Origin of the sequence: Peribacillus simplex, from assembly GCF_001578185.1 — a bacterium.
Classification (GTDB): Bacteria; Bacillota; Bacilli; order Bacillales; family DSM-1321; genus Peribacillus; species Peribacillus simplex_A.
In genome coordinates this window covers 1853037-1865998 of the sequence record NZ_CP011008.1, presented here as the reverse complement: position 1 = coordinate 1865998, position 12962 = coordinate 1853037, and the positions used below count along the sequence as shown (strand labels likewise).

The 12962-nt window shown below is 35.8% G+C and carries 12 protein-coding genes; 3 read left to right on the top strand and 9 right to left on the bottom strand.

The genetic code is table 11. From position 1 onward, the window contains the following. The first annotated feature begins 21 nt into the window (after positions 1-21). Together UP17_RS29200 and UP17_RS08805 are read left to right on the top strand one after the other, a co-directional pair. A complete protein-coding gene (locus UP17_RS29200) occupies positions 22-147 on the top strand; it encodes a hypothetical protein (protein WP_284149565.1) in 126 nt (41 codons plus the stop codon). A gap of 353 nt (positions 148-500) precedes the next feature. Continuing rightward, the gene (locus UP17_RS08805; protein ID WP_061462571.1) at positions 501-839 is read left to right on the top strand and encodes a winged helix-turn-helix transcriptional regulator; all 339 of its coding nucleotides are present in this window, start codon (positions 501-503) and stop codon (positions 837-839) included. 735 nt (positions 840-1574) lie between these two features. On the opposite strand, the gene UP17_RS08800 is transcribed toward UP17_RS08805, so the two are convergent. From UP17_RS08800 to UP17_RS08780, 6 genes are all read right to left on the bottom strand, one after another. Next, positions 1575-2060 carry a hypothetical protein gene (locus UP17_RS08800; RefSeq protein ID WP_208857050.1) on the bottom strand — a complete coding sequence of 162 codons (486 nt, stop codon included), beginning with the start codon at positions 2058-2060 and terminating at the stop codon, positions 1575-1577. A 770-nt stretch (positions 2061-2830) separates the two neighbouring features. Next, on the bottom strand, positions 2831-2983 hold the full coding sequence (locus UP17_RS27440; protein ID WP_155727277.1) for a hypothetical protein: 153 nt from the start codon (positions 2981-2983) through the stop codon (positions 2831-2833). 49 nt (positions 2984-3032) lie between these two features. Continuing rightward, positions 3033-3179: a hypothetical protein gene (locus UP17_RS28245; protein ID WP_167555976.1), complete on the bottom strand. Its 147-nt coding sequence runs from the start codon at positions 3177-3179 to the stop codon at positions 3033-3035. 51 nt (positions 3180-3230) lie between these two features. Next, positions 3231-4277, bottom strand: coding sequence for a DUF4179 domain-containing protein (locus UP17_RS08790; protein WP_061462569.1), 1047 nt, complete (start codon positions 4275-4277; stop codon positions 3231-3233). Further along, positions 4267-4797, bottom strand: a complete 531-nt coding sequence (locus UP17_RS08785; RefSeq protein ID WP_434218685.1) for a sigma-70 family RNA polymerase sigma factor — start codon at positions 4795-4797, stop codon at positions 4267-4269. The genes UP17_RS08790 and UP17_RS08785 overlap by 11 nt, the downstream gene beginning before the upstream one ends. 395 nt (positions 4798-5192) lie before the next feature. Next, complete coding sequence (locus tag UP17_RS08780) at positions 5193-6389, bottom strand: FAD-dependent monooxygenase (protein WP_061462568.1); 1197 nt, start codon at positions 6387-6389, stop codon at positions 5193-5195. 843 nt (positions 6390-7232) lie between these two features. On the opposite strand from UP17_RS08780, the gene brnQ reads away from it, so the two are divergent. Continuing rightward, positions 7233-8582 (top strand): branched-chain amino acid transport system II carrier protein, encoded by a 1350-nt coding sequence (gene brnQ, locus UP17_RS08775; RefSeq protein ID WP_061462567.1) that lies wholly within the window; start codon positions 7233-7235, stop codon positions 8580-8582. A 490-nt stretch (positions 8583-9072) separates the two neighbouring features. On the opposite strand, the gene UP17_RS08770 is transcribed toward brnQ, so the two are convergent. The 3 genes from UP17_RS08770 to UP17_RS08760 form a co-directional block, all read right to left on the bottom strand. After that, positions 9073-10755 carry a M4 family metallopeptidase gene (locus tag UP17_RS08770; RefSeq protein WP_349817594.1) on the bottom strand — a complete coding sequence of 561 codons (1683 nt, stop codon included), beginning with the start codon at positions 10753-10755 and terminating at the stop codon, positions 9073-9075. A gap of 503 nt (positions 10756-11258) precedes the next feature. After that, the gene (locus UP17_RS08765) at positions 11259-12026 is read right to left on the bottom strand and encodes an ABC transporter permease (RefSeq protein ID WP_061462565.1); all 768 of its coding nucleotides are present in this window, start codon (positions 12024-12026) and stop codon (positions 11259-11261) included. 5 nt (positions 12027-12031) lie between these two features. Next, complete coding sequence (locus UP17_RS08760; protein ID WP_061462564.1) at positions 12032-12949, bottom strand: ABC transporter ATP-binding protein; 918 nt, start codon at positions 12947-12949, stop codon at positions 12032-12034. Between the last annotated feature and the right edge of the window lie 13 nt (positions 12950-12962).

Below are 12962 nucleotides of genomic sequence, written 5' to 3'. Positions count from 1 at the left end.
GCAATCCTGATGAGAAATACGATGTCTAGATCCGAAGGCCGGGCATTGGAACTTGATAACTGTGAGGTACTGCTGCCAGTAGATTCCCTGCAACAAAGATTAGCACGAAACAGAACAGCAACGATTTACCAGACAAACGTCCGGTAAATGCGATGATAATTTGACCTCCGATTACGACACCTAGAGCAGAGCCAGTTACCAATAACCCTTTTTCGCTTAAGTAACAATCAAATCATTTGCTACATCCGGAAGAATACCCATGATGACGAACTCTGTGCTACCGATAGCAAAAGCACTGATTAAGAGTGCAATGAGCCGTTGATTTCTCGCCTGAGCACTGCCTCAATATTGTGATAGAATAATATGCTCATCGATATTATATATATAGTAAGTTCATTTACGGAAGTAGTGATATTTATTTCATAAAGTTTCTGAAAGTATACTATTGTGATAGAATAAGGTAAAATAGTCCAAAAAAAATTTTAGGGAGGATGTGTCAGATGAGTGTTACTGAGCCGGTCGTACTGACCAAAGGAACATCAGGTGAGCCTTGCCCCATTGCTAGAACAATTAACGTGATCAGTACTAAATGGACCTTTTTAATTATTCGGGATCTGCTTATCGAAGGAACGTTGCGATTCCGTGATTTATTAAAATCATTGGATGGAATTAGTCCGAAAACACTTTCATTACGCCTTAAAGAGTTGGAATATCATGGGATAGTGGAAAGAAAAGTATTTCCAGAGGTCCCTCCTCGTGTGGAATATACGTTAACAGAAAAAGGGGAACGATTGGAAAGTATCTTCATTGAATTAAAGAGATTTGGATTAAATTTATAGAAGATTAAATATAGATCATTCTTTAATTTTGGGTGCTTCAATTATGAACGATATCAGACATGATTTGATTTATGGAAAATAAATGAATCGGCTATGGTTAGTTTTTACTAGCAGACGAGTTTAAATGTCTATGCCCACGTATCAAAGGAACTCGGAGAAAAAAGTGTGGATGGTTATTCTTAAATACAAGGATAAGGCTTAAGATGAAATAGTATACCAGTTCCTTTTCATTTTAAAATTAAAAAAAGCCTTGATAACTGAGAAACCCAGTAATACCAAGGCTTTAAAAGTATTAATATGACACAAATTTTTGCGTTCCCATGGATGAACCAGTGTACAACATACTTCTTAGCATAATCAGACATCAATAAACTTTACAAAATGCCTGTTTAATACATTCGTGAAAATAGACTCTGCACTATTAGGAATAAATGATTTATGGTGATTTAGCGGGCGAAATTTATTGCTGACAAATAAATCCTTATCACCACATCTCTAACTTACTGCCTTTAGAGTGGATGATTTATTTGAGAAGGAAGAAAATTTTAGAATTATTCTATTATCCATAATCTGAAAGGATAAGGGACCACTTTTTTTGTGTCCCTTATCCGGGGTATAGTTCATAATAACGGTCTTTTTAGAACCAACGCACTGTGCGTTCATTATGAACCTTTCAAGGCTTCCCTGTTATGAGTAGTCTTTTCCCAACATTTTTATATGTTTATTAGAAATACATTATTGTAGGTGGTTTTGCTGTCCCATTTGGCCATATTGTTGCTGACCTTGTTGATTTCCCATTTGCTGTCCGGATTGTTGCTGCCCCCCGATCATTTGTTGTAACTGCTGTTGGGCCTGACTTACAGCTTGATTCATTTGAGTTAATGCTCGATTACTTTGAACATATTGGGAAGCTTGATTTAAAGTTTGAATTGCTTGTTGAATAGATTCCTGTAATTGTTGATCTGTTTGTTGTAATTGTTGTTGTGTTTGACCACTTAATTGTTGAATCTGTTGCGATAATTGATTTTGTTGACCCTGTGATTGTTGTTGATTTTGTTGACCCAGCTGCTGGCCGGATTGTTGTTGCCCTTGTTGTATTTTAGATAGTGAAGATTGCAGGTTATTTAATTGATTTCTAAAGTCACTTAAATCTTGTCCAATCTCAACATCCACACTTTTTCTAACCTCAGATTCAATTTTTTTCTTGGTGTTATTATCCATAAAAAATCCCTCCATATTTAATAATGAAACCTTTAAAAGTCCTTTAATATGATGCCCGATTGATTGATTAAATATCCAATTAAATTTTTCTAGAACGGATTGATGATGAGTGGATTGCTCACTTCTTTGTCATGGGTTATTGGAAGCAAGCTTTGCGTGACGCTCGTTAAAGAAGAAAAAAGATGAGTTAATCCTTACCCTGAGTTGATATGTGAACTCTCATCAACGCATGATGGTCAAAACGACTCTAATTCATATTGATTTTCTGACTGAACAGATTGAAAACTCGATCGAGAGGTTGCCACAAAAAGTTAGTGTATATCAAGAAAACATAGAACGATTGGATTCTATACCGATATTGCCGCTCGAAAGGACGAACTGATTCTAACTAAAATCAGAACGGGCGTTGAAAAATAGTTCGAAAGTGCAGCCAGATTATGTTCATGGGCCCCCCTCATACAGGACACAATGAAAGTACGGGGTAAAGGAAATCAACCAGAGCCCAAAAGGGAAATAAATATCTCAAATCTTCTATAACCGAGGCTGCCCATTCGGTTGGAGCCTTCAAAAACTATGTTGGCGGAAAGATGCCCTTATTGAATCACTGAAACGGAAGATTATGAAATTGAAAAATAATACCAAGCAACTTAAAGAGCAATTAAAGGTAGCGTATACAGAAGTCTACAAGAAGATTAAATTGAGGCACCTTCCCTTTCTTGTTCAATTAAAGGGCCATAATCTGGAATAACTTTTTATTAATAAATTGGCTATTATGATATGTAGATAAAGTCGAGATTATCTATTCTTAGTTGAAGTGCTTTTTTCGGTTCTGAAATCCTTCGACCTAATATGACGAAGAAACCGATTATAGTAATAATTCCTCCAGCAAAAGCAATAATAAATAACAATGCAACATCAAACATATAAACAACTCAACTCCTTATTTATTTAGGGATTTCAGATTGAAATAAATCACCCCCAGTATGTCACCAGAATAAATAAAACAATGAAAGTACAAATAACAAACACTTTTTTACTGTTATTTTCATCTTCTTTCTTTTCCTTAATTTTCTTTCTATATTTCATTTGTACCTTTTTCTTTTTATCATATAACTTCATATAATAAGTAGACTCCTTAAAAAACATTTTGGCTTGAAGAACCATCTTCATTCATTTATTTATTTTCTTTTTGTCTTTGCTCTTTACTTTAATTTCATAAGATTCCTCACCTAATATTGACGATATTTCCTCTGATTTCAGAAATTCAACAATCATTGATTCGATTTCAGACCCAAGTGCTTTTGCTTCTGGATCAGAACTTGGGATGGAGGTACTTATTATGAAGCTCAACGGTTTTTCTTTATAACCTACACCAGTAACCTTAAAATCCTTTTTTGACATCAGCCCTTCAGCAATCGCAGGTGTAATTAATGCTCCTGTATCTGCTTTCGCTATCTTAACAGTCGATCTGTTTACATCAATACTATAATCTTTATAGTTATTCAATTCTGTAACTTCTATTGCCGCTTTCTCAACATCATCTTTAACGGCATCGTAGTATTTCCTGGATCCGTCTATATTTATAGAAATAACTTTTGCCCTAGGGAAGATTAGTATCGGATAAAATTTATAGTCCAATTGTTTTAGTTTGTTTGTAATTTCTCTTCCAAGTTTTATTTCTTCTTCATTAAGGACATAAGCATTTAGTGCTAGTTCTTTACTAACTTTTACGGAATAGGCATCATAGCCTTTTGATTTTAAAATTCCTTTCACGGTCTTTTCGATCTCATCTTTTACATCATTAAAATAATCATCTGAACCTTCTACTCTTACTTCTAATTCCTTTTTAGGCTTGTAACTGATTCCTGTTCCACTAATTTTGTATCCTTTTTCCTCTAATTCATCAATAATTAAGCTACTTATTGATTCCGATTGAAATATTGAGCCTAAATATGGAATATGTGAAATCACGTTTGCCATTGCAGGAGAAACAAAAGCAGAACTTATTAACAATCCAAGTAATAATACAGCAACACTGCTGAAAAGAATTACTTTTTTTCTAAGACTCCATCTTTTTCTATCATTCTTGCTTTCAGGTTTATGTTGATTAGGCTTTTCATAATCTTTTTTTGCATTCTCCATCCCTAATATAACCCTATTATTTAACTCACTTGGGATCTCTATTTTATCCATCTCTTGTCTTATCTTATTGTTCATACATATCAACCCTCCTAGTTTTTTTGGAAAGGTTTTGTAATGCTCGATATAAAACGGATTTCACCGTGCTTAATGGTATATTTAAAATCTCTGAAATCTCGCCAAAGGTGTATCCTTGATAGTATTTTAGTAATAGTACAGTTTTTTCATCTTCATTTAATGCTTCTAATAAATCCTGTAGGGTTAGTGACAAAGGGATATCTTCCGTGCTGTTAGAAATAAACTCATCTTCCTCTATGTTTAAATGAACCACTTTCTTTTTTTTCCTTAATAAATCAATTGCACAATTTATTGTAATCTTAATGATCCAAGTCTTAAAAAACTTCAAGTCATTCAATGTATTAAATTTTAGGAAAGACCGGTATGCTGTTTCCTGAACAATGTCTAGTGCATCATCTTTATTTTTCACGTAAACATATGCCATTCTATAAATATCCTGTTCGTATTGCCGAAATAGCCCTAAAAAAGCTTTATCGTTATCCTCCGGATTTCTGTGATTAGACGCAATTATGTTGATCACCTTCTTTTGTTTTTTTGTGTATACATATTAGACGAAAAACTTACTATTTTGGCCGAAGTTTTTTTAAAACCATAAAAATACTTAGTCATTTTTGATGAAAATTTGTTTAAAAACAGAATAGTAGTTCTACTATCAGTCAGAACCTTAGAAAAAAATAGTAAGCTAGTTAACAAATAAGCGACCTTATATGCAATGAAAAAAGAATCTTCGATTAGGAAGATCCTTTTTCTAATTAAACTGAAGCACCTTATTAAAGAATCGCTCCCGATTGCGGAAGATTAACAATAATATTAAAGGCTTAAGAGCCTGCTTACGCTTAGCTGCCAGGCAGAAAATTGTTCGGGTTTTGTATTGTTTTAAAGACTGGTTGAAATTCGTCTCTAAAATATCGCATATCAATAATCTTTCAGTTCAATCCCGTTGGCAGCTTTCGCTATCATTTTCGAAATCAACTTAAACGATACGATCATAAGGATGGGTACGCGAAACATTAAATTGCGTAAAAAGATTTTGAAGGTTGAGCTTTCAATCATACTCCCGGCAGCCATTAGTCCTATTTTTTGATTTTTCTCAACAAACCTTCTCATTTTTTGTTCGTAGGCAACAAAGGCACGGGTGAAATCGCAATCTGCAGCTTTGAGTTCACCAGCTAATACAAAAGCTCCGACAAGCGCCAGGCTAGACCCTTGACCCGATAGGGGTGATGGGCCATACGCCGCATCTCCTAACAATGTAACCCGGCCTTTTGACCATGTCGGCATGTGAATCTGGCAAATCTCGTCAAAATAAAAGTCTGTCGCATCTTTCATGGTTTTGAGTAGATTCGAGGTTTCCCAACCCGTGTGGCCTACGAATGCATTTTCTACAAGTTTCTTTTGAGAATCTGTATCATAGCGGTCGTATTTCAATGCCTTTGATTGGAACAAGAACATACCCCTTGCTTCGGTATTGTTACGGGCGCTATACATACCTACAGTTTTGCCTGGTATCGTATAAAACAGCTGGCGGTGGTCGAGGTTGAGGTAATTCTCAAGGGTGAAAATTGAGATATAACAGCCAAGCGTACGTTTAAACTGTGCTTCGTCGCCAAAAGTCAAGGTGCGTACATTAGAATGGAGACCGTCCGCTCCGATTACCAGATCGAAAGTCTGCGGCTTGCAATAAATAAATTGAACTTCTGCACCAGCTTCAGTCTCATGTATTGCGGTAATCGAATCGCCCCAAATGTATTCGACCGTATCCTTAGTTAAATCGTACAAAATGTGACAAAGATCGTCACGCATGATTTCGATGTCCAGACCCTGGTGGTTTCCCATACTCGCTTCGCTTATTTGACCTTCGATCTTCCCTTTGCTATTCACGAAGTAAACACCAGTCATGTTCGTGTCAGCTGCACGAACTTGATCGAGTATACCCATCCCCTCTAGCACCGTAATGGCTGCACCACGGATATCAACCCCGTACCCACCCGTGCGCAATGCTGGTGCACGTTCTATTACAGTCACGTCGAATCCGTGGCGGTGAAGCCAGTAAGCAAGTGCCGGACCGGCAATGCTCGAACCAGAAATAAGAACGCGCATCGTTTGTTTCATAATTGCTTATTCACTCCTTTCCTAATTAAAGTCTTAACATATCCACAGTATATTCACGGCCTATTTAACATATTTACCACAGTAAAATATTAGAACTTAAATTATTCAAAAAAATGGTCCAATTGTTTAATAAAGATCAAACAGCAATCTTCAACTAAATTGCCCCGATAGTCGCATAAAGAAAAACTGCCTTAAAAACTGCTCCGATTATAGGCTATAGCACCTATTAGTTGAATTAATCGAGTAACCTTCTATTGATAGATACGTACACAATTGTTAATAAAACCAACATAGCAATTATAAGAACCGTTACATCATAAGGATAGTCAACTATGCTATTATATTTTTTCATTAAATCCAACTAACAACCAGGATTGTCTTTTCACAGCTGCTACGTATGACACAAGTAAAAAAGTATAACCTATAGTCCGTAATCCACTTTTATACCTTCCAATGACAACTTTATTTCTTGTTTTTTTCCTCCTTTTTATCCTTTAAAGAGTAAGCAGTATGTATTACAATATATCAATAGTTATAAAATGGTATTTTAGTTAATAATTACTGATCACTATTTGGGGGCTAAGTAATGGGAATTTCCTGTAATTCACACCGATTATCATTTGAATCGAAATCATAGAAATATTCTGCTTGTCGTTAAAATTTTAAAGAACCTTTTTGCATATTTAATAAGGCCACCCAAAAAGGAGAAACTTTAAATTTATATTGAAATTAATTTTATCAGTCAGAATACAATACAATCTTATGTATTTAGGTTTGTGAGTAATTTTTTGAAAATTCTTTTTTCAAAAAAGTAAAATTTAATTCTTTCATGGAGGTTTTAATTTGGCTAATAAAGTACCATTTTCATTTATTGTAGTTATTGGTTTAATGTTATTTGCTCTATTTTTTGGGGCAGGAAATTTAATTTTCCCACCAATGCTTGGGCAATCAGCAGGAATGAATATCTGGTCAGCAAATGCAGGGTTTTTAATAACAGGAGTTGGCTTACCGTTACTTGGTGTGTTAGCACTTGGTTTTTCGGGGAAAGATGATTTACAGTCGTTAGCAAGTCGTGTACATCCTGTATTTGGTATTGTATTCACAACCATTCTTTATTTAGCCATTGGTCCTTTATTTGCTTTGCCTAGATCAGGCAACGTTTCTTTTGAAATCGGTGTAAAACCTTTTTTGTCCGAAAATTCAGGCACAGTTCCTTTACTTATTTTTACAATCATCTTTTTTAGCATTACGTGCCTTTTTTCGATCAATCCCGCGAAAGTTGTCGGAATTGTCGGGAAAATATTAACACCAATCAAGATAACGTTCATTGGAATCCTAGTAGTAGTTGCTTTTAATCATCCAATCGGAGATTTTCAAGCACCTATTAAGAATTATTCAGTTCAACCATTTTTTAATGGGTTTAGAGAAGGTTATTTAACAATGGATACGCTTGCATCTTTTGTTTTTGGCATCATCATCATTAATGCCATTAAAGAAAAAGGTGCTAAAACAAAAAAACAAATTATGGTTGTTTGTGCAAAAGCAACTGGAATTGCTGCCTTTTTCCTGGCAATCATGTATTCAGCTCTTTCTTATATGGGTGCTTCAAGTGTAGAAAAACTTGGGCACCTGGAAAATGGAGGTACTATATTAGCAAAAGTCTCGGATTATTATTTTGGAGCTTATGGCGGGATATTATTAGGATTAATGATTACAGTAGCTTGTTTAACAACAAGCGTAGGACTTGTTACATCTTGTTCTTCATTCTTCCATAAACTATTTCCAAAGGTACCTTACAAAACAATTGCTATTAGTTTATCTATTTTTAGTGCAATAGTTGCTAATATTGGGCTAACACAGTTAATTACTGTTTCTGTTCCTCTCTTAACAGCTATTTATCCATTAGCTATTGTATTAATTTTCTTAACATTTTTTCATTCTTTAATTAAAGGGAAAGCTGAAGTGTATCAAGGAAGCTTACTTTTAACATTTATAATTAGTTTATTTGATGGATTAAATCGAGCTGGTATACACTTTTCATCCATTAATAATTTTTTTAATAAAATTCTTCCTATGTACGATGTAGGACTAGGATGGATTATCCCAGCTATTGTTGGAGGATTTATAGGGTTTAGCAGTAGCATACTACGAGGAAAATTCGGTCTTAATCCTCCAACTAGAATAGTTAAATAAATAATACATATTAAAAAAAGGTCAACCAGTAATTTTTTACTGGTTGACTTTATAATAGGAACAGCACCTGTTAGCTGCCTTGAAAAGGTGAACATGGCCCTTAAAGAAAAAGCGCTGCCGAAGCAACTCCCTTATAAAGTAAAGTACCTATTAGCATAAACCGGGCTCCATTTTCAATATAATGTGATTCATCATGTAATATCCTTTTCTCCATAGTCCTCAATCTATTTAAAACCCCCTATACTTAATAAAATTAAAGAGCCTTACAAAAGGCTCTTTAATCACTGTTACATCTCTTATTTATCTTTCCTTACAAGTAGTGAACAGCACTCCACGTGTCCAAAGTGTATGTGGCAACACATGGGAGGCTGGTGAGATCATAACAAAAAATCCCCCAAACTCTTATTCTGGGGGAACATAAAACGCACTTCAATATCCTTCTAAAGTCCGCTAAAAATATTGATTCCTGCAGGCGGATCCAATTAAATGCTTAGTAAATTCCCACCGAATCAAATCCGGCAGCAGCTGCGGCCTCTTCTTTGCTGCCTTCACCATAAATATCAATTGCAGACTGAACAATAGCCTTACGAGCGTCACTAAAATCGGAATTTGGCGTTAAATAAACGCTTATTGAACGATAGTAGATTTGTCCTAACTTGTACCTTCCAATTTCTTGACCAATCAAGTATGCAGCGTGGTTTGTAATCGAGGAGTTAACATGGACACCGCCGCCATCTACCGAAGTTGGCATGTGATAAAATTCATCCATATGAGCCGGATAGACTCCACTGCCATATGCAGCTCTTTCCGCATTACTTACTACAACACTGTTTGGATTACTCAAGCTGCGCAATCTCGTTACACCGTCAGCTTTAGCAGCTGGTGCCATAATATCCTCGCCCATTTCCCAATCATCATCGTCAACAAGTGCACCAAAGACGTCAGCAAATGATTCGTTTAGTGCTCCAGATTGATTGCGGTAAACTAAATTTGCTGTATGAGTGATGACGCCATGAGTCATTTCGTGGGCAGCAACGTCAAGACCGGCTGATAGTGAAATAAAGTACTCACCGTCACCATCCCCATAGGTCATCCAACGCCCATTCCAGGATGCATTGTTGTAATTATTGCCATAGTGTACCTTAGAAATGATGGCCATTCCTTCACCATCAAGAGAATTTCGGCCATGCTCATTAAGGTAATAATCATATACCTTTTCCGAATTATAGTGTGCATCGACAAGAGCCCCATCATAGTCGCCGATAAATGCTGCAGAATTCCCCACATATAGAGTATCATTACTGGAACTATTATCATTTTTAGCATCATAGGTAAGTATTCCATCAAGACCATTATGAGAGTAATCAGCTAACGTAAACTGAGTTCCAGATTTAGGTTCCTTCACTTGGGTAATATGTAATTCCCTGTGAGCACCATGTACCCCTTTTCCAGCACCTTTTTGTGCTTTCATTTCATCAGCATGCATTAAACCATTATACTTATCGATGATTTCTCCCGTGTTTGCATCCACAAAGACAAACCAGTTGCCAGGCTCATCCCCCATGAAGTTAACATTCACTTTATAAGCTGTATGATTCTTTCCTTCAAAAGGATAGACTACAAGCTCAGAAGTTGCCTCATACGTTAGCTCTTCAGGGGCATTGACAGATGAAAGTGCCTGCGTTAGTGCTGCATCACTGCTTAAGGAGGCAGTCGTGTCCACCGCATCATCGGCAATCGTCTGATTTACTCTTCCGTTGACGGATACGACTTCATTATTCTTATTAAAATGAACAATAACTTCGGATCCTTCTACGTTCACACCATTTATTGATTGATTAAAGCGAACGTGGGTCATACCGAGTTTATCTTTTTGTGAATCTTTTACTTTTAGGTTTTTATCGGGATTTTTAATTCCGGTTTTACCTTCGTTCTTCTTTAAATAATTTAGTGCATTGGAAGAGTTGCTAGAAGAGAATTTCTCAGCAAATCGCTCCTTCACAAAAACAGGAACGTTTGCCTTCTCATTCCACTTAGAAGCTTGTACACTACTAGCCACCATCGGATCAACCGGCTTCGCAAATACATTACTGGCTGGGATAGAACCTACCAACAACGCTGACGATAGAACTGCAGGAACAATAAACTTTTTCTTCAATACGATACCCCCCAATTTTTTCCATCGACTTCATTATAGATTAATAAAAGTTAATTTACATGAATATTTGGAATTATCTTAATTTTATAAAAACTATTAAAACCCAGATGATAAATTATGTTAGGTACAATTCACCACTTGACATGGTGATGAAATTAAAAATACCTCTAAATTCATTGGATTTTCTATACTTTTTTTGTAGTTAATTTAAACTAAATATAAAAGGTTGATTAATTAATTACATATGGGGTCATTAATAAGGGGGGATAAAATAGTGATATTCCCCCTTTATTGCATTTCTCGACGGCCTGTCTATACTGTGTCGTTTTCTTTATTCTTGAGTAAACAAGATAAAAGAAGAAGATACTAAATCAATAAATTTGAAAACCCTTTGCTATATATACTAGCAAAGGGTTCATTTTTTCTTCCTTAAAATCATTTGTTTCTCCAGCAATTATTTTGCTGCTTTGATACAAAATAATTATAATAGATAACTACTTTTTTACAGCAACAACTCTTTAAACTCTTCTATAAACCTTCAATCCAAAAATATATGAAATTAATATTATTAACACCATCCAACCGAACGACACCCACAGATCATTTCCAACAGGCTGCGAGTCTAACAGATTTCTAATAGTTTGAATAATCGGTGTCATTGGTTGATTTTCCGCAAAGATTCGGATGATCTTCGGCATTCCTTCGACAGGAACAAATGCAGAACTGACAAAAAGCAGCATTATTAAGATATATGAAAAAGAACTTGCTCCTTCAATACCTTTAGCAGCCAATCCAAATGGCACTGAAATCCACGTTAATGTTAGCGAAAAGAGAGTGATCAATAGTGCCACAAGTAGCCATTCAGCAAATGTTGCTTCACTTCTAAATCCAGCTATAAATCCTACTATTAATACGACCATTATTGAAACTAACATAAAAATAACTGAAGCTATTACCTGCCCCCCCAGTACAGATGATTTGGCTATGGGCATTGACTTAAATCTGTCAAACATCCCTGAGGTTTTGTCTAAATTTATCCGTAACGAGGTGTAAGCAGATCCTGTAGCAATCGTCATTAACAGAATTCCGGGAAGAATATAATTAATATACTCATCTTCAGACACCCCAGCAATTTGAATGGCACCGCCAAATATGAAAACCATACCCAATAACATCATAACCGGCATCGCGACAACCGTAAGAAGCGTGTCGATACTACGTATATTATGTTTAATGATCCGATTTGCAAGCGTTAATGTATCACTTAAATTTTGAAAAACATTCATAATTTTCATCCTTTCGAAAGTGTCATAAATACATCATCAAGGGTTGGAGTAGTCATTTTGAAGGTTTTGAGGTCAATTTTTTCAGTTGTTAGGGCATTCAATACTTTCAATGTCGTTTGAATTTCTTTATCTAAATCTATGGAAATCTCAAAGTCTGCATTTTTGATCGGAGAATAAGATTCCAAAAGTTTTAAAGCTTTCTCGGCGTCTTGATTTCGATTAAATACAAGAAGTAATTTATCTACTCCAGCAATTCGTTTCATTTCATCTGGGGTCCCGCTGGCAACAATTTTCCCTTCTCGTAAAAAGCCTATTTGATCGGCTAAATAATCTGCTTCTTCTAAATATTGAGTCGTTAAAAAGATGGTTTTCCCTTGGTACTTCATTTCTTTAATCGTATTCCAAAGCTCCTGCCTGCTATTCGGATCCAATCCAGTAGTAGGTTCATCCAGAAAAATGATATCTGGATTCCCAACTAAACTCATGGCTAAGTCAAGACGACGACACATTCCTCCTGAATAATTTGAAACAGCTTTATCTTTGGCTTCAGTCAGATCAAACTTTTCTAACAAACTTTCGGCAACTTTTCTCGGGTTGCGTTCGTGTCGTAATTTAGCAATTAAATAAAGGTTTTCGTATCCAGTGAGTACTCCGTCAACAGTGGTATTCTGGGAACTAAAGCTAAATAACTTTTGTGCCAATACCGGATTGTTAGCGACATCTATGTCTTGGATTGTCACTTTCCCTCCATCACTATTTAGTAACCCGGTAACAATTTTTAATAGGGTACTTTTCCCAGCACCGTTCGCCCCTAATAAGGCATATACGGAACCTTGCTTCAAAGTGATATTGACATCCTTTAAAACCTCATTCCCTTTAAAGCTCTTTTTTACATTTTTGATGTTAAGGACTGTTGAATTCATGGCTCTCTCTCCT